This window comes from Oryzophilus luti (assembly GCF_059726245.1).
In genome coordinates this window covers 2,605,495-2,631,543 of the sequence record NZ_AP040874.1, presented here as the reverse complement: position 1 = coordinate 2,631,543, position 26,049 = coordinate 2,605,495, and the positions used below count along the sequence as shown (strand labels likewise).

Sequence of the window (26,049 nt, the reverse complement as noted above, 5' to 3'; positions counted from 1 at the left end):
CGACTATCTCCTGGGGGGAGGCAGTTTGCTTAATTGAGTGCGCGCGCGTTGTTCGTAATCGCCCTTCAGGGCAATGGTTTCGCGGAGCCAGCGACGGGCTGCCGCAGCATCGTTCTGCTGCAGCGCGGTCTGCGCCAGGTAATAGCGGGCGGTTTCCACCTGAGGGGAGTCAATATCGGCCGCCAGAGGCGACAAAGCTTTGCGCGCTGCGTCGCTGTGCCCCAGCTTGTACTCGCACACGCCGAGGTAAACCGCTGCGGCGGCCGCCTGCTCACTGGCGGCTGGAACCTGTGTCAGCAATCGCGCGGCTGTGGCGTAATCCTGCTGTGCGTAAGACTCCATGGCGCTGCTGAAGCGCCCATCCTGCGATATTCCTCGGACGCGGGTTGCCCGGTAGAGCGGCAACTCCGGATCAGCCAACTGCGCCAGTTCCACCGGTTCCGGGCTCTGCGTGGTCTTGGGTGCGACAGCGGACTTCTGAGGAACATCCGGGGTGGCGTTTGCAATCGTCGGCTGGATGGAATCCATTTGCTGCACGGCAGGCGCCGGGGCTGTTGACTGGCTGGTACTCGGCGGCTTCGGCGATTGATGAAATACCGCTACGGCCAGAAGCACTGCGGCTGCGATGGCTGCTACTCCCGTACCCCACCAGGCAGGACGGCGCGAGGGGCGGGGCGGCGAGATCGGCGCCGGCGTCTTCAATGTGACACGCCGCGCCGCTTCCATGGCCTGCAGAAACTCAAAACACTCCGGACATGCGAAGAAATGTTCTTCGAACGCCTGTGCCTCTTCTTCCGGCAGGGCCCCGTTCAAATAATCGATGGCGAGTTGTTCCGCCTTGTCCCCACGGCACTTCATAAAAGCCTTCCTGTGTCTGAGTGGCGCTCGGGGCTATTTTGTGACATTTTCTGAATAAATTCAGCGATCCGGCGCGTTGCGCGAGTCTTTCTTTGACGCACTACGGTCGAACTGAGACGGAGCATGTTCGAGATTTCGCCCGGTTTCAGGCCTTCCGCAAGGGTCAGACGCACGATTTCGCGGTCCACTTCGTCCAGTTCCGCAATGGCACGCGCTGCCAATAGCTCCCGCTGACGGGTTTCCACCGGGTCTTCCTTGGCTGGCGCACTCAGCTCTTCCGGCAATTCCACGGAATCGGGAGCCTTCTGGCGGGAGCGGAAGTGGTTGTTCAGCAGGTTCCGGCCAATGCCGAGGACGAAGGCGTTCAGTTTCTCCGGCTCACGCAGACGGTTCTGCCGGAGGGCGCACAACGCTTCGATTAGCACATCCTGGGTCAGATCGGCGGAGAGATCGGGGTCCTGAGTGCGGTAATTGAGCATGAGGCGCAGCTTGGGCTGAAAGCGCTGGCAAAACTCATGCTCGGCCTCCCGGTCGCCAGCCGCCAGCCTCTGGATCAGGGCAGCATCCTGCGCGCGGCTCTCCGGAGTCGCATCCTGGTCCATTTTTCCCGTTGGTTCCATATCGTCACTGCCCGATGAGCGATGGTTCATCTTCTCACACTGTGAAGTCAATAGTTAACGATGCGTATCGGATCCCGCGAAGTGCTTCTCGCTTCCTTGAGTTGCACGGAAAAGAGCGTGGAATCGATGTGTGGGCCCCGGATATCATCGCGTATTGGCTTACTTGGTTCGCTCGGCCACAGTGATGTGGCTGCTGGATTCGCTCAGCTCGTTATAGAGCAGAGTCTTGCCGTCCGGAGACAGCGTGACACCCGCATAGGGAGGCGGGACATGACTCATGGTATGAATGACCGTGGGGCGTCCGCCACTGGCGGGCACGCGGTCGATCGTGGTCGGTGAGGCCTCGGAATTCATGTAATAGATGCCGTCGTTGCCGAGCGTCCAGTAGCCCCAGTATCCGCTGCCGGGCTGGTCGAGCACACGCACCTCGTCGCCACCTCCGACCGGCATGCGCCACAGGCCACCTTCGTCGGCGCGGGCATAGTAGAGCCACTGGCCGTCGGCGCTCTCCATGGCGACAAAGCCGCCCTGACGTGTGACCTGCACTGGAGCGCCGCCAGCGGCGGCAACCTTCCATATCTGCCAGTTTCCACCGCGATTGGAGCCGAAGTAGATCCAGTGCCCGTCGTGCGACCAGGTGGGCACAATGTCGTTGCATTCGCCCTGTGTGATTGCCAGCGGGCGTCCGCCATCGGCGGCAATGACATAAATATGAGAACGTCCGTCAGGACGCGAATCAAACGCTATCCGCCGTCCGTCGGGAGACCAGTCGGGGCTGCCCGTCAGAGAGGCCTCGAACGAAGTTAGCTTTTCCGGGTCACTGCCGTCGCTCCGGGCCACCCAGATCTCCTGGGTGCCGCTGCGCCAGCTCTGGAAGGCGATGCGCTTGCCATCAGGCGAAAAGCGAGGGGCCGAATCCTCCTGCGTGGACGACCACAGATGCGTCGTGTGCGGTTCGCGGCCCTCCAGGCTCACGCGGACAATGCTCCAGCGCGCCGATTGCTGGGTATAGGCAATCTGGTTGCCCTGCCGCGAAACCGCGGGATAATAGGCGTCCTCACTGCCCACCGGCATGCGCTCCGGCTTGCCACCGGTGGCCGCAATCTTCCACAGTGAGAACTTGCCGGCGCGGTTGGAACTGAAGATGATCTCGCGGCTGTCGCTGCTCCAAGCCAGGCTGGAAATCGTGCGGTTGTCCGTCGTCAGGCGCATGGGTTCGCCGCCCGCCGCAGGCATCACGTAGACGTCGCGCACGGCGCCATCGATGGCGCGGGTAAAGGCGATCTTCGTCCCATCTGGAGAAAACGCCGGGCTGAAGTCGCCATCCCAGAAGTTCGGCGGTGCGGTGATCGGCTGCGCCGCAGTCTCACCCAGCGTCAGCGAGTAAATGCGCGACTGCGAACTGGCCGACTTGCCATCGGGGAACAGGATGCGTTTGCCGTCGCTCGACCACGAGATGGAGCCGCGCTCCCAGTCCTTCTTTCCAGTCGGGGTGTAGATGCGGCGCGCGGGACCGCCCAGCGCAGGAGCCAGGTAAAGGCCGCGTTCGGTCTCCGAAACCCTCAGGAAGGCGATCCAGCGGCCATCCGGCGACCACGCCGGGGCAAAATCGTCGGCCTCATCATTCGTAATGCGGAGCGGCGTCTCCGTGCCCATCAGCTTCACGTAGATCGACTGATGCTTGCCGCTATCTTCTTTCCATACGAATGCCACCTGATTGCCGTCCGGCGAAAACGCCGGCTGCTCCTGCACGCCCGGGTATGAGGTAAAGGGAATCGTCTTGTACGCCGGCTCGGAGGCTGCTTGAGATCGTGATTTCCATAATCCATAGCCCACGCCGATCCCTGCCACCAGCAACGCGGCAGCCACCACGGAGTAGAGCCAGCGTGGAATGCGGGCCAGAGCCGAGGCTGGTGCCGCCGGAACCGGTGCCGCAATCGCCGGAGTGCTTTCACTTTGGGGAGCCACTTCCGGCGCAGGAGCCTTGGGTTCCTCGGGAAAAATGACAGGGGCGATCAGCCGGTAGCCGGTCTTTGGAATGGTCTGGATGAAGCGTGGAGCGCGGGCGTCGTCTTCCAGTACCCGCCGGATCTCCGAGATGCACCGCGTCAGCACGTCGTCGCCGACAAATGTATCCGGCCAGACGGCGTGCATCAGGGTCTCCTTGGAGAGCACCTCATTCTGGTGCGCTGCCAACTGGACGAGCACCTGCATCACCTTGGGCTCAAGGTGATGAGACAGTCCTCCGCGCTGAACACAGTTCAGCTTCGGCTGGACCTGCCAGTCGCCGAGTTGGAAATCCTGCTTCATGGGGGAAACCCGGTTGAGGGGGTATGAACCCAGCATTATAACCAGTTATCGAACGCTTTACCGCACCATTCTTCGGCGTGCGGAACCACCGAAAAAGTCCAATGTTTCCTCATGTTACATCCCTCCTCAGACTTTCCTCAGACAAACATCCGGCTTCGGCCACGCTTTTCAACGAGGGGAGAAATAAGTTACGTGTGCCCCGGAGCGCGGGAGCGGCCATCATCTTCAGCCGACGCCAATAGCGCTCGCGGGATCCGGTTTGCGGCTCGTGTCCAAGCAACCCGCAAACCACGGAGAGATTTCCAAGCCAGCTCCGGGCGCTCGCGGTCGGCATTGTTACTAGGCTCAAGAGCCGGAGGTAACAACCGGCGAGGTGCCCGGAAGCCGGAAGCAGTCGCAGGAAAAACGGCAGGTTCGCCAGGGATAAAGAAGACAGTGATCCTTGGCGGGAGATAGTACCAGCATCACGCCCCGGAGTGGTGGTCAGGATTTCAACTGACCGGCGCCTAGCGACCCAACCCCTCCGGCCGGATGCCGAAAAGATTCCGGTTTGGCAGTGCGCCCCGTACGGGACCGGAATTGTGAATGGGAGAGATACTCATGCATCGTACTGGTTCGATTGGCCGTCCATGGACGGCGCTGTTGAATACCAGCCCCTTACCAACGCTGCGCACCCTGGCGTTGGTTCTCGTGATTGCGACGCTGTTCTGCGGCGCAATTCTGGCCCAGGTGACATCGGGCACCATCTCAGGCACGGTGAAGGACCCCAGTGGCGCGGTCATCTCCGAGGCCAAGGTTATCGCCAAGGCCGAGGCCATCGGCGTCAGCCGCACGGCCAACACCTCCGCCGGCGGTGATTTCGTCTTCCCGAACCTTCCTCCTGGCACCTACACCATCGTCGTGGAAGCCAAAGGCTTCAAGAAGCTGGCGACCTCGGGGCTGATCCTGAGCGTTACCGACAAGCTCGATACCGGCACCCTCACTCTTCAGGTGGGAGCCACGGATTCGGAAGTGACCGTTGTGGCCGATGCCGGCCAGATTCAGATACAGTCCAACAGTGCCGAGCGCAGCGACCTCATCAGCAGCAAGCAGCTGAATGACATTGCCATTAACGGCCGCATGGTGCTCGACTACATGAAGTTGATCCCCGGCGTGGTCAGCACCTTTGACGGCCACAGCTCGGGTACGGGCGGCATGGACGCCTTCAACATCAACGGCACCCGCGCCAATCAGCATGAAATGACGATTGACGGCGCCAGCAACATCGATACCGGCAACAACGGCGGCACCCACGTCACCATCAACACGGACGCTATCGCCGAAGTCAAGGTTCTGACCAGCAACTACCAGGCCGAGTACGGCAAGGCTGCCGGCGGTCAGGTAGTCCTCAGCACCAAGAGCGGCACCAACCAGTTCCATGGCAACGCCCGCTGGTTCCACCGCCATGAGGGGCTGAATGCCAATTCCTGGGCCAATAACAACGCCGGCAAGTACAGCGACGGCACAGAAGTTACGTCGCGCGCCCGGTACCGTTACAACTACGCCGGCTACCAGATCGGCGGCCCGGTCATCATTCCGGGAACCGACTTCAACAAGGATCACAACAAGCTGTTCTTCTTCTGGAGCCAGGAGTATTACCGCCAGCTCGTTCCGGTCAGCGGCAGCACCTCGTTCTACGTGCCGACCGCCCTCGAACGCAATGGCGACTTCTCCCAGTCAATCGACGGCAACGGGAACTCCATTCAGATCTCCAGTCCGTATGCAGTGAACAACGTCATCCAGACGTCGTTGATGAACAGCACGCAGCTGGGAATCTTCCAGAACGTGCAGAAGATCATGAATCTGTTCCCGACGGCCAATGTCAGCGGCTACGGCACCAACGGACAGAATTACAACTACATCACCACCTTCTCGCTCTCCAATCCACGGCGTGAAGACATCCTGCGCCTGGATTACCAGCTCAACGACAAGAACCGCCTCTATGGACGCTGGGTCAACAACAGCGACAACGAGAGCGGTCCGGTTCTGCCGTGGCCCGGCTACGGCACCTTCGCCTGCACCGGTGGCATCAACATTGCCGGCGGCTGCTATTCCAAGCATCCGGGCTGGAACCTGTCCGTAAACCTGACCAGCACGCTGACCAACAACCTGCTGAACGAATTCTCGGTTGGACCGAGCGTTTCGCGCACCGAGAGCGGCGGCAACAACGGCAACCTCTCCATCGGCGCCAACGGCATCTCGCTGCCCAGCCTGTTCCCGATCGGTACCGACCAGTCCATTCCGGATTTGAGCTTCAACAACCGGCCGAACACCAACGCCGGCTGGAGCTATCTGGGCGCGACTCCGTGGTATCAGTCCAACACCACCATCAACGTCAATGACAACCTGACCTGGGTGAAGAACAGCCACACCTTCAAGGCAGGTGTTTTCTACCAGCGCAGCCGCAAGGACCAGATTGCCTGGGGCAACGTCAACGGTCAGTACAGCTTTGACCGTCCGGGCACGGCTGGTTCCTCCTGCGACTCGGAAACCTATACCTGCGGCGATCCGTACGCCAGCGCTCTGCTCGGCCTCTTCAGCAATTACTCGCAGAGCACGGCACGCCCGCGTGGATACTTCCGCTATAACCAGCTTGAGTTCTACGTGCAGGACACCTGGAAGGTCACCCCGCGCCTGACCTTGGATTACGGTCTGCGCTTTGCCTGGATTCCGCCGCAGTACGACGCCAAGAACCAGATTGCGATCTTCAGCCCTGACTACTACGATCCTTCGGTTGCCACCACCGTCAATGGCGATGGCAGCGTTTCGTGGCAGGAAGGTCAGGATCGCTTTGACGGCATCCGGTTTACTTCCGACAAGACCATCCCCACCGGCGGCTGGAATAGCCGTGGCATCATGCCCGAGCCTCGCGTGGGCATGGCCTACGATCTGTTCGGCGACCACAAGACAGTGCTCCGCGCCGGCTTTGGCCTGATGCATGACCGCACGCAGGGCAACCTGATCTTCAACACCGTGTTCAACAACCCGGCCAACGTTGAGACCGGCTCGGTCAGCAACAGCGCCTACAACTACACCATCGCCGACCTGCCCTCGCTGGGCACCAGCCTGGGCTCGGGCCGCACCATTGCCGAGAACCTTTCCTCCACCCTGGGCAGCGTCTTTGGTGCCTCCAAGGACGGCAAGGTTCCGACCGTCTACAGCTACAGCCTCGGTGTTCAGCATGATTTGGGCCGTGGCACCACCCTCGACGTCGCCTACGTGGGCACCATGGGCAAGAACCTGGTGACCGCGCGCGACATCAACCAGGTGCCTTACGGCACGGCGTTCCTTGCCTCTTCGCAGAACCCGGCCAACTTCGGCGGCGCAGTTCCGTCGGTTGAGCCCAACCTGCCTCCGGAGTACGCGGCGGCTGGCTACGCCTTCAGCGGACGCTATGCCTACGCAACCGATTATCTGCGTCCTTACAAGGGCTACGGACAGATCGAGTACCTGGAGTTCAATGGCAGCTCGAACTACAACTCGCTGCAGGTTTCGTTGCAGCGCCGCTACAGCAAGGGCCTAACCTACGGCTTGGTTTACACCTGGTCGAAGTCCCTGACCGACGCGGAAGCTGACGAAGACATGCAGGATCCCTACAACCCGAAGGTTGGTTATCGTTCGGCGAGCTGGGATCGCAAGAGCGTGCTGGCAGCCAACTACGTCTATGACCTGCCGAATCTGACGAAGCATTTCGGCGGTCCCAAGTGGCTCGGCTACTTCACCGATAACTTCCAGCTCAGCGGCGTCACGCAGTTCATGAGCGGCACGCCGCAGGACACCAGCATCGGCTGGATCTCCGGCACGGCCATCACCGGCGGCGCCGACTGGTCGAAGGCGGTGCCCTTCTTCTACTCCATCGACAAGAGCGGAAACCTGGTACTGCCGAAGCTCGGCACTGTAACGCGCGGCACGCGTGACGCCGTGCGCGGCCCGGCCTTCCAGAACTGGGATATGTCGCTGTTCAAGAACATCAAGTTCACCGAACAGCGCTACATTCAGCTCCGTCTGGAAGCGTTCAACATCTTCAATCACCCGAACTTCGCAAGTAAGAGCATGGGAGTGAACTTCACTCCTGCTACTTACAACAGCAACGGCACGTACACGCCAATGTCGATCACGAAGAACAGCAACTGGGGCCAGACTGACCACGGCTCGCAGTATTCGTTCAACGGCGGGCCGCGCGTGATTCAGTTGGGTGCGAAGGTCTACTTCTAAGCGCCAATTCTCCGGAGGGTGTCCCTGCGCCGCTGTATGCATGGGGACGCCCTCCGCAAGTTCTCTCATCGGACGCCAATCCTGAGACGCCCGCGGGACTGCCGCGGGCGATTTTCCCGGCGGCTCCCCGCGTCTCGGAATTGGGAATTAAGTGCTTGTCTAAACCGGTTTAGAAGAAGATGATAGTCGGCAAGACGGAGCGCCCCTTGATCGTCTCCGCTCCGCTGCCAATCCCCCTTGCGTGGATGGGATCCATGAAACGGACTCACGCCTTGCTCGCCCTGCTGCTGGCCGTCGGCACCACCTCTGGCGCGGCCCAGACCAAGCTCACCCCCGAACAATCCGCCGCCAAGGCCGACCAGCTTGTCCGCCAGATGACGCTGGAAGCGAAGATTGACTACATCGGCGGTCTCAACGAGTTCTACGTTCGTGCCGTGCCTCGGCTCGGCATTCCGGAATTGAAGATGGCCGACGGCCCCGCCGGCGTGCGCAACTACGGACACTCCACCGCCTATCCGACCGGCATTGGGCTGGCTGCGACCTGGGACACCGCTGTGGTCGAACGCGTGGGCCAGATGATGGGCAAGGATTCGCGTGCGCGCGGAGTGCACTTCCTCCTCGGGCCGGGCGTGAACATCTACCGCGCGCCCATGTGCGGCCGCAATTTTGAGTACTTCGGCGAAGATCCATTTCTTGCCTCTCGCATGGCCGTGGCCGACATCAAGGGCATCCAGAGCCAGGGTGTGATCGCCACTGTCAAGCACTACGCGGCGAACAACCAGGAGTGGGACCGCCATCGCGTCAGCTCGGACGTGGACGAGCGCACGCTGCGCGAGATTTACCTGCCGGCCTTTGAAGCCAGCGTTCGCGATGCGCAGGTGGGCGCCGTGATGGATTCCTACAACCTTGTGAATGGCGAGCACGCCACGCAGAATTTCTGGCTGAACACGCAGGTGCTGCGCAAGGATTGGGGCTTCAACGGCGTGCTTATGTCCGACTGGAACTCCGTGTATGACGGAGTGGCGGCCGCGCTGAGCGGGCTCGACCTTGAGATGCCGGATGGCAAGTACATGAACCGCGCCACGCTGCTCGACGCCGTGCACTCCGGCAGGGTGCCCGAGGCCGTCATCGACGCCAAGGTGCGCAACATCCTTTCCACCGCTTTACGCTTCGGCTTCTTCGATCGTCCACAGGAAGACCGGCGCATTCCGCTCGACAATCCCGAGGCGCGCAAGGTGGCGCTGGAAGCCGCGCGCGAGTCCATCGTGCTGTTGAAGAACGATGGCGTGCTTCCGCTGGATGCGAAGAAGATCAAGACGCTCGCCGTCATTGGTCCGGACGCGACGCCTGCGGCCTATGGTGGCGGTGGCAGCGGCCTGGTGCGGCCCTTCTCCGTCGTCAGCAACCTCGATGGTGTGCGCAAGCTGGCGGGCAAGAACGTGAAGATTCAATACGCGCCGGGTGTGCCGCTCGTGCGGGCGACCTTCAAGAACACTCCGTTCACCACTGAGGCGAGTGGCGGCGAACCGGGCCTACGCGCGGAATACTTCGCCAACGTCGACCTGAAGGGGACTCCGGCGGTGACTCGCGTGGACCCGCACGTTGCCTTCGACTACAACGACACCAGCTATGCGCCAGGGGCCTCGCGCGAGAACTTCTCCGCACGTTGGGTTGGCTACTTCACGCCGAAGACGAGTGAGGATTACATCTTCCACCTCTCCGGCGACGACGGCTTCCGACTCTGGGTGGACGACAAGCAGATCGTGGACCAGTGGGTCTACCAGGGCGAGACGCTTGTGGAGCGCACGCTGAAACTTGAAGCCGGACACGCCTACAAAATCCGCCTTGAGTACTTCCAGGGCGGCGGCGGCGCAGCCATTGGCTTCGGCATCAGTGACGCGCGCAAGCCCGAGTTGGAAGAGGCGCGAAAGCTGGCGCAACAGGCGGAGATGGTGCTGCTCTGCGTTGGCTTCACGGATGTGACGGAGGGCGAAGGCTCCGACCGCACCTTTGCCGTATCGGCCGAGCAGCAGCAGTTGATTGACGCCGTGCTGGCGGCGAACAAGAACGTCGTTGTGCTGATCAACGCCGGTGGAAACATCGACATGTCTCAATTCAATGCGAAGGCTCGTGCCATCGTGCATGCGTTCTATCCGGGGCAGGAGGGTGGCACCGCCGCGGCCGAAGTGCTCTTTGGCAAGGTGAACCCTTCGGGCAAACTGCCCATTTCGCTCGAACGCGAGTGGAAGGACAGCGCCGCCTTCAATAGCTACTACGACAAGAATGGCAGTAAGCGCGTGGCCTACACCGAGGGCATCTTCCTCGGCTATCGCCACTACGACCGCAGCGCAGTGAAACCGCTCTATCCGTTCGGTTTTGGACTGTCATACACCACATTCCGGTATAGCGGGTTGCGCGTCTCGGACCCGGCGGCGGACGGTACGGTGACCGTGCGCTTCAGCGTCACCAACACTGGCACGCGCGAGGGCGCGGAGGTTGCGCAGCTCTACGTGGGAGACAACCATGCTCCGGTGGCGCGTCCGGTGAAGGAGTTGAAGAACTTTGCGCGCCTGGCGCTGAAACCAGGCGAGAGCCGTGAAGCCACGCTCACGCTCGACCGCCGCGCATTCTCTTATTACGACGTGGACAAGCACGCCTGGACGCTCGCGCCCGGCGTATTCCATATCCTCGTTGGCAGCTCGTCGGAAAAGATCGAGCTGGAAGGCAAGATTGAACTTCATTAGCAGCTACGGCTGCGCGGGCGAGCCGGCCGCGCGGTTGGAAACGGAGTTACGACGTGACAGAACTCAATCGTAGAGATTTCCTGAAAATTTCCGGCGCTGGCGCCGTGGCGGCGTCGTTGCCGGTCGCGGCCGAGGCCAAGAGCGTTCCGAGTCCAAAGGGCGCGGTCAAAGCCTGGGTGACCAACGCGCAGCAGAAGCACGCGTCGTTGCCGGAGATGAAGTGGGGCAAGAGCACAGGCGGTGCAGCGGTCATCGCGGTGGATCCGACCATTGAATACCAGACGCTGCTCGGCTTCGGCGCGGCCTTCACCGATTCCTCCTGCTACACGCTCAACCGCCTGACGCCGGAGGCGCGCAAAGAGCTGTTCCACACCCTGTTCGACCCGAAGGAGATAGGGCTGAGCGTCAGCCGCATCTGCATCGGAGCTTCCGATTATTCCCGCAATGCTTACAGCTACTCCGAGGGCGCCGAGCCCGACCCGGAGATGAAGCGCTTCAGCATCGAGCATGACAAGCAGTACATTCTGCCCATCCTGCGCGAAGCGCGCGCCGTCAATCCCGACATGTGGATTCTGGCGTCTCCGTGGAGCCCGCCGGCGTGGATGAAGTTCAACGGCAGCATGCTGGGCGGCTGCATGCGCAAGGCGTGGTTCGGGGCCTATGCGCGCTATTTCGAGATGTTCCTTGACTCCTACGCCGCCGAGGGCGTGCGCGTGCAGTCGGTCACCTCGCAGAATGAGGTGGACACCGACCAGGATGGCAAGATGCCGGCCTGCCTATGGGGACAGGAGTACGAAGTGCAATTCATTCAGGACCACCTTGGCCCGCGGCTGGCGAAGGCGAAGAACCCGGCTGACATCTGGATCCTCGACCACAACTATGACCTGTGGGGGCGCGCACTGTGCACGCTCGGCGTGGAGCAGGCGCGCAAATACATCAAGGGCGTGGCGTGGCATGGCTACGTTGGCTCGGCAGACGCCATGACCCGCGTCAACGAGGCCTTTCCGCAGGTGGGCCAGTTCTGGACCGAGGGTGGCCCCGACTTTGAGAAGCCCGGCTATGAGACCGAGTGGGCCAAGTGGGGCGCACAGTTCACGGGCATCCTGCGCAACCGCGCGCGCTGCATCATTGGCTGGAACTACGCGCTCGACGAGAAGGGCAACCCGAACATCGGGCCGTTCCTGTGCGCGGGCGTGGTCACCGTCAATAGCCAGACGGCGCAGATCACACGCGGCGGCCAGTATTACGCCATGGAGCAGTTCGCGCGGCACATCCGCCGCGGCGCCAAGGTCGTTGCCACCAGCGGCGAGCTGAAGGACGTTCACCACGTTGCCGCCGTCAACCCGGATGGCTCAACCGCGCTACTGCTGACCAATACCTCTAGGAGCGAGCAGACGGTGGAGGTCAAGGCTGGCAAGTCGGCGGTGAAGCTGACGCTGGCGGCAGACTCCATCACCTCGCTGGAGTGGAAATAGAGCTTATACCAAAGCAGGAGAGCACTCGGTGCGGCGTCCTTTACGGGCGCCGTTTTTTTGTCCTTGCCCCAGCCAATTTTGAGCTGCTGCCTCCACGCGCAGGGTGGCGGCGTACCGGTGGACATATATAGAAGATACGAACGCTTGCAGGAGTGGGGGCAGGGACAGGCGCGGCCTCGTGCGGAGCCGTGCTCCTGGCAGGTTGAACAGACAGGGGAACCACAGGGCGAAGAGCTGGGGTGCGCTACGAAATTGTGCGGCAAAAGAAATCGGGGGAGCCTTTCGGCTCCCCCGTTGAGCAACTGCTCAGCTTGAAGTTCGGTTAGAACTTCAGCTTGGCAGCGAGCTGGATGTAACGACGGCCATACTTGGAAACGCCCACGTACGGATCACCGTTCGCGTTCGTATTCATATAGGCCAAGTCGAGGTTGCCGCCCTGGATGTACGGGGTCGGATGGTTGAACACGTTGAAGATCTCCGCGCGGGCCTGCAGCTTATAACGCTCGGTCAGCGAGAAGTCCTTCGAGATAGCCGTGTTGAAGCCAAACGATCCCGGGCCACGGAAGTAGTTGCGGCCCGAGAAAGCTCCCGTCGGGTAGTAGCAGCCAGCGCCTTTCAGACCCGAGCAGGTCGGCAGGTCGCCCACACCGATCGCAGGATCCATGTAGCCAGTGCCGTACGGCTTCACGCCGCTGAGGGCAATGTACTGGAAGTCGTTGCTCGAAGTACCAGTACCGCGAGCTCCCACGCTCCCCGTCCGCGCCTGTCCGGCGCCGGTGAGGCTGACGCGCGGGCAGTTGGTCAGGCCGTTGTAGCAATCATAGACGCTGAACGGTGCACCAGTCTGCACGGTCACGATCGGCGAGATGGTCCAGCCAGTCAGAATCTGCTTGGTCACGCCGGTGCTGTTCTTCGCCCACGGCAACTGCCAGACAAAGCTGGTTACGAAACGATGGCGGACGTCGAAATCAGACGAGCCGTTATCGATCGAGTGGTCGAACGCATCGGTGAAGCCAAGGACGTAACCGCCGGCAACGCCGTCGGAGAACGTCGAGCTGAGGTTATCGGTGGAGTGCGACCAGGTGTAAGCCGCGTTGAAGCTCAAGCCCAGCTTGAACAGATCCTGCGAGCGCAGGCTGGCGGTGAAGGAGTTGTACTTGCTCCAGCCGTCGCTGCTGCGCCAGTTGATGGCGCCATACTGCAGGTTCAGCTTGCTGGCCCAGTACGGGTCACCCAGGAAGAGGTAGCCGTAAGCGGAGCGGTTGATGTTGGCGATCGAGTACAGGTGAACGCCGTGCGAACCGCTATAGGTCAGGTCAAGAACGGTGCCCTTGCCGAGTTCCTGCTGGACACCAAAGTTCCAGAACTCGTTGTAGGCGGTCTTGATATCCGGGTTGACCGCGCGCAGCGAGACGTTCTTGATCAGGTAGTCGCCTTCGGAAGCACCGTAGGGGCCAAAGTTGTTGGTGGTGATCGGAATGTCGCCGTCCTGGAAGGCCGCCAAAGCGACATTCAACTGACCGGTCGGGTTCTGAATCACGTTAAAGGTGACGTTGCCAAAGTTGCGTTCGAAGCCAAGGCCGAAGCCGCCGCGAACCGAGGTCTTGCCATCACCGAACAGGTCATAGGCAAAGCCAACGCGCGGAGCAAAGTTCGACCAACGCGTCTTCCACAGAGCGCCGATCGGGCTATTCGGGGCCTGGTAGACCGAACCGTTGCGGATCTGGTCGTAGATGGTGGCGCCAGAGCCGAGGTAGAAGTTCGAGTCCACATCCTGATTCTTGTTGTGCTGCGGTCCGTAAACTTCCCAACGCAGACCGGCATTCAGGGTCAGCTTCGGAGAGACCTTGTAGGAGTCATTCACGAAAGCTGCGCCATCATGGAAGCGGTTGCTGCGGGAGAAGTTCGGCGAGGTCGCCGGGAAGTTGTAGGTGCAGTCGCTGGTGACGTTGTAGGTTCCATCCACGGTCGAGCGGTTGCAAGGATACTTACCCTGTGAGGCGATGGCGACCTGGAAGTAGTTGGCCAGGCCGGTCATCAGGGCATCATACGGTCCCTGCGGGTCGGCGCTGGAGGAATATCCCAGGCCCAAGATCGCGTTTTCGTAAGCACCGAAAACGCGGTTGTCCTGCACGTACATGTAGTAGCCGCCGAACTTCAGGTCATGCTTGCCCTTGGTCCAGCTAAAGCTCTGCAGGATCTGGCCGAAGTTCTGGGGGCCGCCGAACGGGATGGAGTTACCCGGCGTGGTGGCCGAATAGCCCGGGCCGTAGATGTAGTTGTTGCCGATGGCAGCAGCGTAATTGACGTTCATGTAGAGCGTCGGGCCAACCGGCTGCTGGCCGAGAGGCTGCTGCTGGGTCAGACGGGTGAAGAGGAACTTCGACTCGCTGACGAAGTTCGGCGTGAAAATGTGAGTCACGCCCACCAGGACGTTGTTGTTCAGATCCGTCTCACCGCTATCGAAGCCGGCATAGGGGCTGTTGTTGATGTAGCCGTTGAACCACTTCTGGTTGAAGAGGGCGTAGTGACCGTTGATGGTGGTCTTCTCGCTCAGGTTCCAGTCGATGCGGTTCAACAGGTTGTAGGTGTTCTGCGGTGCACCGCCACCGGAATCGCTCGGTGCCTGGTAGCTGACCAGGTCGAAAACGTTGGTCGTGCCAGGCAGAGCGTTGAACAGAGGATTGGTCGTATCGGTGGGATCGAACAGAGCCGCCTGCGTGACATAGCCGTTGGTCTTCAGGCCGGAACGAAGGCTGTAGGCGTTGAAGAACGCCTGCGTGTTGGAGGCAGTGCTCGTGCTGATGAAGGTCGGATCAAAGATCGCGGCCTGAATGTTCTCGGTGGAGCGGACGCGGGTCCATTCGGCGGTGCTGAAGAAGAACAGCTTGTTCTTCTTGATGGGGCCACCCAACGAATAGCCAAACTGGTTACGAGTGAACACGGCTTTCGAATTGCCGTTTGCCTTCGAGTCGGCGTCGTTGGACGCGAGCGCCGACAGGCGGTTGAACTCGTAGAGGGAGCCGTGGAACTCGTTGCTGCCCGACTTGGTGGCGACGTTCACAACGCCAGCCGAGGTGCGGCCATACTCGGCGCTCATACCACCGGTGATAACACGGAATTCCTGCACCGCATCCATCGGGATGGGCTGGCCGGTCGTGGCAGTGTAGAGGTTGGAGTTTTCGGTGCCGTCAAGCTGAATTTCGGTAGAGGCAGAACGGCCGCCGTTCAGGTTGAAGCCAACGCCGCGGTTGGTACCGTTCGGATCGGCGGAGACGTTAGAGGCCGTCGCGACCAGATCGTACGGATCGCGCGACAGGCTGGGGAGTTGATCAACGGCCAACGGGTTGACGACGGTGGAAACTTCGGCGTTCTGGGTCTCAACAGCAACCGCAGTCTCGCCCTTCACTTCCACAACCGTATCCGAGCCGCCGACCTTCAGCGCCACGTTTACTTCGTTGCGAGAACCGACCGCCACGACGAGCCGCTGGCTCACCTTGACGAAGCCGGGGGCTTCGACCGCGATCTTGTACTCTTCCGGGTTCAGGTTGGTGACGGTGTACATGCCCTGCGCATTGGTGGTCGCGGTGCGCGAAGTGCCCTTGGCCACCGAAGTGACCGTCACTTTCGCGTCCTTCACGATTGCACCCGTGGCGTCGGTCACCGTACCGGTGATCGAGCCTTCGTTCGTTTGGGCGAAGGCCACAAACGACAGGAGCGCGAGGACTGCAACAAGCCAGAACAACCGCTTGTTCAACATAGGCATTCTCTCTCCTAAATACTCACAAAATCAGCGTTTGGGTATCGTGCTGAAATGCACAAGAGACATAAGCAATTCGATGGCCAAAGTGCCCATTTTTGGCGCTGGCAACTTGTTGAATCCACAAAACTTACTTTTGTGTCAGAAGACACATTCCTTATTTATATCCTTCCTATTAGAATTCATATACCAAAAAACGTAGATACTGCGAAATGCAGTAGGACTGGAGCGAGAGATCGCTTCAGAGGGCCCCGCTCGGTTTCCATCAGGGGTGGGGAGGTGTAAAGTCGTTCTTCCGTTCGCGGAAGGGGAGTAATTGGGATCATGGGCAAGCTGATTCGCATGACCTGGGTGGTGGCGGTGCTGGCAGCGCTTTATGCCGGAGGGATCTTTTGGTGGCGTGGACATCAGCAACGCGAGGCGGAGCGCGAACAGCGGGAGAAGGCCGCCGAGCAAGCCCGCCGGACCGTCGAGATGAATGGTGGCAATAGATTGAAAATAATACACTTTTACGCCGCTCCGCCGGAGATTCGTCGGGGCGGGAGCAGCCAGCTTTGCTACGGCGTTGCCAACGCGGCGAGCGTGAGTGTGGAGCCTCCCGCGGGCGAGGTGTGGCCGTCGATGAGCCGCTGCGTTGAGATCAGTCCAAAGCGCCGCACGGAGTACCGCCTAAAAGCGCGTGACAAGGTCGGCAATGAGCAGATGGCGAACGTCACCGTGAATGTCAAGTGAGCCCTCGTGATTTGTAAATGCCATTCAGGAGGCGCGATTCGCTGTTTCGTAAATGCGACTCGCACGATACACTAAGCACGTCGGTTCCTGCGGTTGCCCCGCCTGTTCCGTCCAAATTTCCGGCCACCTCTTGTGATTCCAATCACAAGTCATGGTTCGAGCCTCTGATAAAGTTGAAGGTCCATGGCTGCTCCTAATTCAACCTTTGTTCGCGCCTGCAAAAGCTTGCCGACGGAGACCACCCCGGTGTGGTTCATGCGGCAGGCCGGCCGTTATATGGCCGAGTATCGTGAAGTTCGCAAGCACCACTCGCTGGTGGAGATCTGCAAGAATCCGGCAATTGCCGCCGAGGTCACCATCACCGCGGCTGAAGCGCTGGATGTTGACACGGCGATTATCTTTGCGGACCTGCTGCTGCCCTTGGAAGTGATGGGCTTGCCGTTCCACTTCGCCACCGGCGAAGGCCCGGTGATTGAGCGTCCGCTGCGCGAAGCCGCGCAGGTGGAAGCGCTGCGCACCGATGGCGCACCCGAGCTTCGCTACGTCAGCGAAGCGATTGACTTGTGCTGCAAGCACTGGGGTTCCAAGCTGCCGATGATCGGCTTCTGCGGCGCACCGTTCACCCTGGCCAGCTACATGGTCGAGGGCGGCGGCTCGCGTAACTACGTGGAAGTCAAGAAGATGATGTATACGCAGCCCGAAGTTTGGGACCTGCTGCTGGCCAAGCTGAACACCGTGCTGGTGGACTACATCGGCGATCAGGTGAAGGCCGGTGCCGACGTCATCCAGGTGTTTGATAGCTGGGTGGGTTGCCTGAGCGTGGAGGATTACCGCCAGTACGCTCTGCCGCGCACCACCGACCTGATCAAGAAACTCCAGAAGTTCGGCGTGCCGATCATCTACTTCGGCACCGATTCGACCACGCTGCTGCCCTCGATGAACGAGACGGGCGCCGAGGTGATCGGACTCGACTGGCGCGTGCCGCTCGACCAGGGCTGGAAGTCGATGAACTACCGCCCGGCCGTGCAGGGCAACCTTGACCCGGTGACTCTGTTTGCGCCGTGGGAAGAGGTGAAGCGCCGTGCCGAAGCTATCCTGCAGGAAGCAGGCAATCGCCCCGGACACATCTTCAACCTCGGACACGGAATTCTGCCGCACACGCCGGTGGAGAACGTGAAGAACCTGGCCAAGTTCGTCAAAGAGCGTTCGGCAGAGCTGCGCGCCAAGGCCGTAGGGACTCGCTAATGGGCAAGGCCGCCGTACTGCTGCTGGCGCATGGAACCCCGGAGAAGATCGAGGAGATCCCGGACTATCTGCGCAACGTGACCAGTGGGCGGCCTTTGCCGGAGCAGGTCGTCAACGAGGTCAAACACCGCTATTCGCTGATCGGGCATTCGCCGTTGACGGAGATTACACGTCAGCAGGCCGAGTTGTTGTCGGCCAAACTGGGCGTGCCCGTCTATGTGGGCATGCGCAACTGGCGGCCTTACATTGCGGAGACCGTCAAGCAGATGGTGGCCGACGGCGTGACCGAGTGCGTAGCCATCTGCATGGCGCCGCACAATTCGCGCACCAGCGTAGGGCTTTACAAGCGTGCGGTGGTGGGTGAAACCGGAACGGCGCCGTTCAGCGTGAAGTTTGTGGAAAGCTGGCACGATCAGCCGTCGCTGATTGAGGCCTTTGCCGAGCGGTTGAGCGCTGGATACGTGAAGGCCTGTGCCGAGCACGGTGCATCACTGCCGGTGATTCTGACGGCGCACAGCGTGCCCGAGCGCACGGTGGCCGCCGGCGATCCTTACGAACAGCAGGCGCGGCACACCGCCGAGCTTGTGGCCGGAAAGGTGCCGGAAATCAAGGAATGGCGTTTCGCCTTCCAGAGCCAGGGCATGAGCGGCGGCGTGTGGCTTGGCCCCACGGTCGAGGAGACGATTCAGGCGTATGCCGATGCCGGTCACAAGGGCGTCTTCATGCAGCCGATCGGTTTTGTCTGCGACCACGTGGAAGTCCTGTTCGATATCGACATTATGTTTCGTGAATATGCGGCCGCGCGCGGGCTGAAGTTGTGGCGCGCCGAGTCGCTGAATGATTCACCCTTGCTGGTGCAGGCTGTGGCCGAACTGGCACAGGGGCTGTTCAGCAGCGGGCAGGGAGTTCGTATACGGTAGTGCTTTCATAGGTCAGAACCAGTGGAGTGGCAATGAAAATCGCGATTATTGGCGGCGGCATCTCAGGCTTGAGTGCCGCTTATTCTTTGCAGAAAGCCCGTAATGCGGGCGCGCCGGTTGAGTACCGACTGTTTGAATCGGCGCCGAAGCTGGGCGGTGTTCTGCATTCGGAGCGGGTGGAGGGCTGCGTGGTGGAAGGCGGCCCGGATTCGTTCCTCACGGAGAAACCCTGGGCCAACCAGTTGTGCGAAGAGCTCGGCATTGCGGATGAGATCGTTCCGAGCAATGACGAGGAGCGCAAGACCTACATTCTGGTGAACGGACGGCTCATCGAGCTGCCCGATGGGCTGATGTTCATGGTTCCCACCAAGCTGATCCCGACGGCACTGTCGCCGCTGTTCAGCTGGGGAACGAAGTTCAAGATGGCATTGGAACTGATGCATCCGCCGCGCAAGGCCGACAAGGATGAATCGGTGGGCGACCTGGTGCGGCGCCACTTCGGGCAGGAGCTGGTTGACCGGCTGGCCGACCCGCTGCTGAGCGGCGTGTTTGGCGGCTCCGCCGACAGCCTGAGCGTCCGCGCGGTGCTGCCACGCTTTGCCGACATGGAGACCAAGTACGGCTCGCTGAGCCTGGCCATGATTGACGCACGCCGCAAGATGGCCATGATGCACAAGGAGAAGGGCAGCAAGCCGAAGCCGCTGTTCAGCACCCTGAAAAACGGCATGCAGAAGATGGCCGACGGAATTGAGGCCCGGCTGGAAGCGGGCTGGCTGCACACCGGCACTGCGGCGGAGGCGATTACGCGCCACGACGATGGACGCTGGGAAGTGCGCACCGCCATGGGCACGGACACCTATGACGGCGTGATTCTGGCGGTGCCGGCGAGGATCGGCGCAAAGCTGCTGGACGGCATCGATCACCAGCTCTCGGACAACCTGAGCAAGGTGAACTACAGCTCGTCGATCACGCTGAACCTGGGCTACGACATGGACCAGTTGAAGGTGCTGCCTCCGGGCTTTGGCTACCTTGTGCCGCGCACGGAAGGCACGCGCATGCTGGCCTGCACGTTCGTCCACAAGAAGTTTCTGGGCCGCGCGCCGGAGGGCAAGGGCGTGCTGCGCTGCTTCCTCGGAGGTGCTCACGACGAGGGCATTCTGGACCTGAGCGATGACGAGGTGGTGGCCATCGCCAAGGCCGAGCTGAAGCAGATTCTGGGGCTGGACGAGCAGCCGAAGTGGGTGCGCGTCTCGCGCTGGCATGCCTCCATGGCGCAGTACGCGCCGGGGCACCTGGAGCGGCTGGCGAGCATCGACGAGTCGCTGGCGAAGCTGCCGGGACTGGCTCTGGCGGGCAATGCCTTCAAGGGCATCGGCGTGCCGGACTGCATCCGCAGCGGACAGGACGCTGCCGCCAAGCTGGTGGCGCTGGCCAAGTAACTGTCAACTGCATAGAGTTGGAAGGCCCCGGGGAGAGATTCTTCCCGGGGCTTTTTTGTGAAACTTGGAGCATCGGCGGCGGCGATTTTGCCGGGTGCGATACCATGGGTTTGCAACCATGCCCGCCCCCGTAACAAGGGCCTGTGAAGGCGGAGAACCCATGAAAGAATTTTACGTGCGCGATGCCGCGCAACAGGAAAACAAGACGATCACCAGCAGCTTCGTGGTCGCCAGCAAACAGATCAAGTCGAAAAAGTCAGGCGAGCCTTATCTTGACCTGATGCTGGTGGACCGCACCGGGCAGATTGCGGCCAAGATGTGGGACAACGTCGAGGAGGTGGCCTACACCTTCGAGCAGGACGACGTGGTGAAGATCAAAGGCCTCATCAACAAGTATAACCAGCGCTGGCAGCTTACGGTCCACAAGGTCCGCAAGATGGACGAGCCGGAGATCGACTTCTCCGACTACCTGCCGAAGACGACCAAGGACGTTGCCGAGCTTTGGGCAAAGCTCGGGCAGTTTGTAGCCAGCATGCAGAACCCGCATTTGAAGGCGCTGCTGGAGGCCTTCATGGCCGACGAGAAGATCGCCACGGCCTATAAGAACGCGCCGGCAGCCAAGACGCTGCACCACGCCTTTATTGGCGGGCTGCTGGAGCATGTCATCTCGCTGATGACCTCCTGCGATCTGATTGTGCGCAACTACCCGATGGTCGACCGCGATCTGGTCATCACCGGGGCCTTCCTGCACGACATTGGCAAGATTTACGAGCTGACCTACGCGCGCTCGTTCAGCTACACCACCGAGGGCCAGTTGCTCGGGCACATGATCATCGAACTCGACATGCTGCACGAGAAGATGGCTCTGGTTGCGGGCTTCCCCGACGAGCTGAAGCTGCTGGTGGAGCACCTGATCATCAGCCACCACGGGCAGTACGAATTCGGCTCGCCCAAGCTGCCCATGTTCCCCGAGGCGTTGCTGCTGCACTACATGGACGACCTCGACTCGAAGATGGAAGCCATGAGGGCGCAGATGGAACGCGACTCCGAACTGGAGTCCCCGTGGACCAGCTACAACGCCTCGCTGGCGCGTCCGCTGCTGAACACGCAGAAATTCCTGAAGAAGCAGGAAGGGAAGAGCGAGTAGCTCTGCCCCAACCTCATCCTGAGGAGCGCAGTGACGAAGGATCTGCTTTTATCTGCGTGACATTCGTGCGCGTGCGGTAACAGCAGATGCTTCGCTGCGCTCAGCATGACGCAGCTCTTTGGGGGCAATGTCTTCGTGCCCGTAGCTGGTGTCCCAGGTTCGCCGAGCGTTGCGAGGCTAGCTCTGGGCACCAGACCTTTCTTCCGTTCTACCCCCTATCCCCTAGTCCCTAATCCCTACCCTGCCGGTCATGCAATCTCTCGTGCAACCTCCTCGCTCTGTCTGCATCGAATGGCGCATGGAAAGCGGAGAGGTGGCGGTCTTTGGCGGCGGTTGTTTCTGGTGTCTGGAGGCGGTCTTCGAGCGCATGAAGGGCGTGCTCGCGGTCGAATCCGGCTACATGGGCGGGGCGCGTCCGCAGCCGAGCTATGAGCAGGTGTGCACCGGGGCGACCGGCCACGCCGAGGTGGTGCGCATCAGCTTCGACCCGGCGGTGGTGAGCTTTCGGGAGCTGCTGGAAGTGTTGTTCACCGTCCACGACCCGACCACGCTCAACCGCCAGGGCAATGACGCAGGCACGCAGTACCGGTCGGTCATCTTCTACACCAGCGAGGCGCAACGCGAAGAGGCGCAACAGTTTATTGCCGTGCTGGCGGCGCAGAAGGTGTTCGATGCGCCGATTGTCACGGCCGTGGAGCCGGCCCGGGAGTTCTGGAAGGCCGAGGGGTATCACCAGCAGTACTTCACAAACAATGCATATCAGCCGTATTGCCAGTTTGTAGTGGCGCCCAAAGTCCGCAAGTTTGAGGCGAAGTTCGCGGAGCGTCGCCGGGAGTGAGCCGGGAGGCTCCGCGCAGGGGGCTGTGATGAGCAAAGCGTGGCTGTGGTTGGAATTCGCGGTGCTGTTCGGGGTGATGCCGCTCTCCTTCTGCGCGGTGCCCCAGAACATTTCTCCATTGCCGGTGCTGTGGGTGGTGTCGGTCTACTGCTGCCTGGTGCTGCGCAATAACGGCTACGACCTGACGCGGCTGTGGAACCCGGCGCCCCTGTTGCGGCAACTGCCGTGGGTGCTGGCGGGCTTTGCCGTGATGGCCGCCTCGGTGACGGCATTTGTCTGGTGGCGGCTGCCGCAGCAGTTGTTCATCTTCGTGCGAAGCCACCCGCTGTTCTGGGCGGTGGTGATGGTGGGCTATCCGATCTTTTCGGTCTACCCGCAAGGGATCATCTACCGCGCCTTCTTCCTGGAGCGATACCGGCCGCTGTTCCCCTCGTCGGTCGGTCTGATCCTGGCGAGCGCGACCGTCTTCGGCTTCTCGCACCTGATCTTCCGCAGTCCGTGGTCGGTGGGGCTGACGTTCTTTGCCGGGCTGCTGTTTGCCTGGCGCTTCACCGTCAGCCGGTCGCTGCTGGTTTCGGCCATTGAGCACGCGCTGTACGGATGCTTCATGTTCAGTGTGGGCTTGGGCAGCCTGTTCTACCACGGGGCGGGAAAAGCGCTGGTCTCGTAGTAGGGCGGCGGGCCCTCAACTCGGGCTGTGCCGCGCCTGAAGAAAGGCGCGGGGGCCGTCACTGCGCGACGGCCTGCCCAGCCCTCGGCGAGGGCTGCCTCCTACCCCTGTGCTGCCTTGACCCCGGGCTGAAGCCCGGGGCTACCCGTTTAGACCCCAGCTTACTTGGTGAAGCCCAAGGCCCCGACGAGACCAAGCTTACCTAGTGAGACCGAGGTTGCCGGGCGAGTCCGTGACGCTCCGGCGAGAGCGAGTTAACGCGATAGCCCGCAGTCCTGCGGAAGTTCGCGTTGGAGAGGGAAATGCCGTTGCGCACGACGGGGAACGCAGCGGCATTGCTGCCGACCGCCGGTGCTGGCGCAGGCGCTTGGTTTTCTGCAACTTTGGCGGCTGCATTCGGTAAAATGAAACTATGTTTCGTTTTGCTACGGCGGGAGAGTCGCATGGCGAGGCACTGGTGGCAACCCTTTCGGGGTTGCCGGCGGGTGTCTCGATCGAGCAGGAATTCGTGGACCGGGAACTGTGGCGCAGGCAACAGGGCTACGGACGCGGCGGGCGCATGAAGATTGAAACCGACCGTGCGCGGTTCCTTTCCGGTGTACGCCACGGGAAGACCATCGGCTCGCCAATTGCCATGCTGATTGAAAACCGCGACTGGCAGAACTGGACGGAGTCGCTGCCGGTGGGACCGGGCGATCCGGCGAAGCATCGCGCGGTGAAGTCTCCGCGGCCCGGACATGCGGATTTGGCGGGCGCGCTGAAGTACAACCTGCCGGATGCTCGCTACATTCTGGAGCGTGCCTCGGCGCGTGAGACCACGGCGCGCGTGGCGGCCGGAGCGGTGGCCAAGCTGCTGCTGCGCGAGGTTGGTATTGAAGTTTTAAGCCATGTTTTGCAGGTTGGCGAAGCCCGCTTGAAGCGCACCGCGAGCTGGCAGGAGTTGCAGGAGCTGGCGGCGAAAGACGAAGTGATGCTCGGCTGCGTGGACGCCGCGAGCGAGGCAGAGATGAAGGCGCAGGCCGACATTGCGCTGCGCACGGGCGACACCGTTGGCGGCGTCTTTGAGGTGGTGGCGCACAACGTGCCGCCGGGCCTGGGAACGCACGCGAACTGGGATGAGCGGCTGGATGCGAAGCTGGCGGCGGCCGTTATGTCGATCCAGGCGGTGAAGGGCGTGGAGATTGGCGACGGCGTGCTGGCGGCGGCCTCGATGGGCTCGACCGTGCACGACGAGATTGGATACCGCGCCGACGATGGCCCGTTCACGAAGTTCACGCGTCCGACCAACCATGCCGGCGGTCTTGAAGGCGGCATCACGAACGGCTGCGACGTGGTGGTGCGAGGCTTCCTGAAGCCCATCTCGACCTTGCGGCGTCCGCTGGGTTCGGTGGATTTTGCGACGCGCGAGCCGGTGAAAGCGTCATACGAACGTTCAGATGTTTGTGTGGTCCCGGCGGCGGGCGTGGTCGGCGAGGCGATGGTTGCGCTGACGCTGGCCGCAGCGGTGCTGGAGAAGTTCGGCGGCGACTCCGCCGAAGAACTCGGCCGCAACTACCGGGGATATTGCGAACAGGTGCGAAACTACTGATGATTTACCCCATTGTGAAATACGGTGACCCGGTGCTGGAGAAAGTGGGCGCGCCGGTGACGGAGTTCGACGACAAGCTGAAGACGCTGGTCGAAGACATGTTTGAATCGATGTACGTGGCGCAGGGCGTGGGCCTGGCCGCGCCGCAGATTGGCCTCTCGCTGCGCCTCTCGGTGATCGATGTCAGCTTCAAGGAAGACCCCGACGCCAGGCTGGTGCTGGCCAACCCGACCATCATTGCGATGGAAGGCAAGCAGCAGGGACAGGAAGGCTGCCTCAGCATTCCGGACTTCCGCGAGAACGTGACCCGTGCCCGCAAGGTGACGGTGCGCGCGCAGGACGTGAACGGCAACTGGTTTGAGAAGACCGGCGAAGAACTGCTGGCGCGCGCCTTCCAGCATGAGATAGACCACCTCGACGGCAAGCTCTACATCTCGCACGTCTCGCTGCTCAAGCGCGACCTGATCAAGCGCAAGATCAAGAAGCTGCAGAAACTGGGCGAGTGGTAGGACTGTGAAACTTGTTTTCTGCGGTACCCCGCAATTTGCCGTGCCCGGCCTGGAGGCCGTGGTGCGTGCCGGACACACGGTCGAACTGGTTGTGACGCAGCCGGACCGCCCCAAGGGGCGCGGCATGGAGCTGGCGTTCTCGCCAGTGAAGCAAACAGCGATTGCGCTGAACCTGCCCGTCGCGCAGCCGGAAAAGATCAAAAAGAACGAGGAATTCCGTGCCGAACTGGAGCGTCTTCAGCCGGAGGCGATCATCGTCATCGGCTATGGACGCCTCATTCCGGACTGGATGCTGGCGCTGCCGAAGCACGGCAACATCAACCTGCACGCCTCGCTGCTGCCGAAGTATCGCGGCGCGGCTCCGATTCAGTGGTCGATTGCGCGGGGCGAGCACGTGACCGGCAACACCACCATGCGGCTCGATGCAGGACTCGACACCGGCGACATCCTGCTACAGAACGAAGTCGAAATCTCCGGCGACGACACGGCCGTGACGCTGGCTCCGAAGCTGGCGGCGACCGGTGCAGAACTGCTGATTGAGACGCTCAAGGGCCTTGAAGACGGCACCATCACGCCGCGCAAGCAGAACGATGCCGAGTCATCGCTCGCGCCGATTCTGAGTAAGGAAGACGGGCGCGTGGACTTTACGCGCACGGGGGCGGAGATTCGCAATCGTCTGCGCGGCTTCCAGCCGTGGCCGGGAGCTTTCACCACCTTCCGTAAAAAGGGTTTGGTGCTTCACGCGGTGGCTGTGGCCACCGATGCACCGAAGATTGCGCCGGGTGAACTGGCAGCGGAGCACGGAAGACTGTTTGCCGGATGCGGCGAGGGCAGTGCGCTTGAGCTGCTGGAGTTGCAACTGGAAGGCAAGCGCCGCATGACCGCCCGCGAGTTTCTGAACGGATACCAGCCGAAGCCGGGCGAGCAACTCGGACAGTAA

17 protein-coding genes are annotated in these 26,049 nt (G+C 61.4%); 13 read left to right on the top strand and 4 right to left on the bottom strand.

The window, feature by feature from the left end; translation table 11 throughout:
• Window positions 1-3: 3 nt before the first annotated feature.
• From AC6IZO_RS11285 to AC6IZO_RS11275, 3 genes are all read right to left on the bottom strand, one after another.
• Window positions 4-858: a tetratricopeptide repeat protein gene (locus tag AC6IZO_RS11285; protein WP_497804896.1), complete on the bottom strand. Its 855-nt coding sequence runs from the start codon at window positions 856-858 to the stop codon at window positions 4-6.
• The gene (locus tag AC6IZO_RS11280; protein WP_497804895.1) at window positions 855-1,508 is read right to left on the bottom strand and encodes an RNA polymerase sigma factor; all 654 of its coding nucleotides are present in this window, start codon (window positions 1,506-1,508) and stop codon (window positions 855-857) included. Before AC6IZO_RS11280 ends, AC6IZO_RS11285 begins: the two co-directional genes overlap by 4 nt.
• Before the next feature lie 129 nt (window positions 1,509-1,637).
• Complete coding sequence (locus tag AC6IZO_RS11275; protein ID WP_497804894.1) at window positions 1,638-3,788, bottom strand: DPP IV N-terminal domain-containing protein; 2,151 nt, start codon at window positions 3,786-3,788, stop codon at window positions 1,638-1,640.
• A gap of 600 nt (window positions 3,789-4,388) precedes the next feature.
• Between AC6IZO_RS11275 and AC6IZO_RS11270 the strand changes: the two genes are divergently transcribed.
• The 3 genes from AC6IZO_RS11270 (at window position 4,389) to AC6IZO_RS11260 (ending at window position 12,261) form a co-directional block, all read left to right on the top strand.
• Window positions 4,389-8,042 (top strand): TonB-dependent receptor, encoded by a 3,654-nt coding sequence (locus AC6IZO_RS11270; protein ID WP_497804893.1) that lies wholly within the window; start codon window positions 4,389-4,391, stop codon window positions 8,040-8,042.
• A gap of 254 nt (window positions 8,043-8,296) precedes the next feature.
• The gene (locus tag AC6IZO_RS11265; RefSeq protein WP_497804892.1) at window positions 8,297-10,786 is read left to right on the top strand and encodes a beta-glucosidase; all 2,490 of its coding nucleotides are present in this window, start codon (window positions 8,297-8,299) and stop codon (window positions 10,784-10,786) included.
• A 53-nt stretch (window positions 10,787-10,839) separates the two neighbouring features.
• The gene (locus tag AC6IZO_RS11260) at window positions 10,840-12,261 is read left to right on the top strand and encodes a glycoside hydrolase family 30 protein (protein WP_497804891.1); all 1,422 of its coding nucleotides are present in this window, start codon (window positions 10,840-10,842) and stop codon (window positions 12,259-12,261) included.
• A gap of 322 nt (window positions 12,262-12,583) precedes the next feature.
• Here the strand turns inward: AC6IZO_RS11260 and AC6IZO_RS11255 are convergent, their stop codons facing one another.
• Window positions 12,584-16,027, bottom strand: coding sequence for an outer membrane beta-barrel protein (locus AC6IZO_RS11255; protein ID WP_497804890.1), 3,444 nt, complete (start codon window positions 16,025-16,027; stop codon window positions 12,584-12,586).
• A 318-nt stretch (window positions 16,028-16,345) separates the two neighbouring features.
• On the opposite strand from AC6IZO_RS11255, the gene AC6IZO_RS11250 reads away from it, so the two are divergent.
• The 10 genes from AC6IZO_RS11250 to fmt all read left to right on the top strand — a co-directional run bounded on the left by AC6IZO_RS11250 (window position 16,346) and on the right by fmt (window position 26,049).
• A complete protein-coding gene (locus AC6IZO_RS11250; protein WP_497804889.1) occupies window positions 16,346-16,753 on the top strand; it encodes a hypothetical protein in 408 nt (135 codons plus the stop codon).
• A 183-nt stretch (window positions 16,754-16,936) separates the two neighbouring features.
• A complete protein-coding gene (hemE, locus tag AC6IZO_RS11245; protein WP_497804888.1) occupies window positions 16,937-17,998 on the top strand; it encodes a uroporphyrinogen decarboxylase in 1,062 nt (353 codons plus the stop codon).
• Complete coding sequence (hemH, locus tag AC6IZO_RS11240; protein ID WP_497804887.1) at window positions 17,998-18,918, top strand: ferrochelatase; 921 nt, start codon at window positions 17,998-18,000, stop codon at window positions 18,916-18,918. The genes hemE and hemH overlap by 1 nt, the downstream gene beginning before the upstream one ends.
• A 32-nt stretch (window positions 18,919-18,950) precedes the next feature.
• Window positions 18,951-20,357, top strand: coding sequence for a protoporphyrinogen oxidase (hemG, locus tag AC6IZO_RS11235; protein WP_497804886.1), 1,407 nt, complete (start codon window positions 18,951-18,953; stop codon window positions 20,355-20,357).
• Between the two features lie 160 nt (window positions 20,358-20,517).
• Window positions 20,518-21,504 carry a 3'-5' exoribonuclease YhaM family protein gene (locus AC6IZO_RS11230; protein ID WP_497804885.1) on the top strand — a complete coding sequence of 329 codons (987 nt, stop codon included), beginning with the start codon at window positions 20,518-20,520 and terminating at the stop codon, window positions 21,502-21,504.
• Between the two features lie 298 nt (window positions 21,505-21,802).
• Window positions 21,803-22,342, top strand: coding sequence for a peptide-methionine (S)-S-oxide reductase MsrA (msrA, locus tag AC6IZO_RS11225; protein WP_497804884.1), 540 nt, complete (start codon window positions 21,803-21,805; stop codon window positions 22,340-22,342).
• 28 nt (window positions 22,343-22,370) lie between these two features.
• Window positions 22,371-23,012: a CPBP family glutamic-type intramembrane protease gene (locus AC6IZO_RS11220; RefSeq protein ID WP_497804883.1), complete on the top strand. Its 642-nt coding sequence runs from the start codon at window positions 22,371-22,373 to the stop codon at window positions 23,010-23,012.
• Between the two features lie 412 nt (window positions 23,013-23,424).
• A complete protein-coding gene (gene aroC / locus AC6IZO_RS11215; protein ID WP_497804882.1) occupies window positions 23,425-24,600 on the top strand; it encodes a chorismate synthase in 1,176 nt (391 codons plus the stop codon).
• Entirely contained in the window at window positions 24,600-25,109 is a 510-nt protein-coding gene (gene def, locus AC6IZO_RS11210; RefSeq protein WP_497804881.1) for a peptide deformylase, read from the top strand. Before aroC ends, def begins: the two co-directional genes overlap by 1 nt.
• Before the next feature lie 4 nt (window positions 25,110-25,113).
• Window positions 25,114-26,049, top strand: a complete 936-nt coding sequence (gene fmt / locus AC6IZO_RS11205) for a methionyl-tRNA formyltransferase (protein ID WP_497804880.1) — start codon at window positions 25,114-25,116, stop codon at window positions 26,047-26,049.

Bases quoted from the DNA above. Each gene is read 5' to 3' on its own strand.
- msrA (WP_497804884.1), top strand. From the start codon at position 21,803: ATGGAAAGCGGAGAGGTGGCGGTCTTTGGCGGCGGTTGTTTCTGGTGT.
- AC6IZO_RS11255 (WP_497804890.1), bottom strand. From the start codon at position 16,027: ATGCCTATGTTGAACAAGCGGTTGTTCTGGCTTGTTGCAGTCCTCGCG.
- hemE (WP_497804888.1), top strand. From the start codon at position 16,937: ATGGCTGCTCCTAATTCAACCTTTGTTCGCGCCTGCAAAAGCTTGCCG.
- AC6IZO_RS11270 (WP_497804893.1), top strand. From the start codon at position 4,389: ATGCATCGTACTGGTTCGATTGGCCGTCCATGGACGGCGCTGTTGAAT.
- AC6IZO_RS11250 (WP_497804889.1), top strand. From the start codon at position 16,346: ATGGGCAAGCTGATTCGCATGACCTGGGTGGTGGCGGTGCTGGCAGCG.
- AC6IZO_RS11285 (WP_497804896.1), bottom strand. From the start codon at position 858: ATGAAGTGCCGTGGGGACAAGGCGGAACAACTCGCCATCGATTATTTG.
- AC6IZO_RS11275 (WP_497804894.1), bottom strand. From the start codon at position 3,788: ATGAAGCAGGATTTCCAACTCGGCGACTGGCAGGTCCAGCCGAAGCTG.
- def (WP_497804881.1), top strand. From the start codon at position 24,600: ATGATTTACCCCATTGTGAAATACGGTGACCCGGTGCTGGAGAAAGTG.
- AC6IZO_RS11230 (WP_497804885.1), top strand. From the start codon at position 20,518: ATGAAAGAATTTTACGTGCGCGATGCCGCGCAACAGGAAAACAAGACG.
- aroC (WP_497804882.1), top strand. From the start codon at position 23,425: ATGTTTCGTTTTGCTACGGCGGGAGAGTCGCATGGCGAGGCACTGGTG.
- hemG (WP_497804886.1), top strand. From the start codon at position 18,951: ATGAAAATCGCGATTATTGGCGGCGGCATCTCAGGCTTGAGTGCCGCT.
- hemH (WP_497804887.1), top strand. From the start codon at position 17,998: ATGGGCAAGGCCGCCGTACTGCTGCTGGCGCATGGAACCCCGGAGAAG.
- AC6IZO_RS11220 (WP_497804883.1), top strand. From the start codon at position 22,371: ATGAGCAAAGCGTGGCTGTGGTTGGAATTCGCGGTGCTGTTCGGGGTG.
- AC6IZO_RS11265 (WP_497804892.1), top strand. From the start codon at position 8,297: ATGAAACGGACTCACGCCTTGCTCGCCCTGCTGCTGGCCGTCGGCACC.
- AC6IZO_RS11280 (WP_497804895.1), bottom strand. From the start codon at position 1,508: ATGAACCATCGCTCATCGGGCAGTGACGATATGGAACCAACGGGAAAA.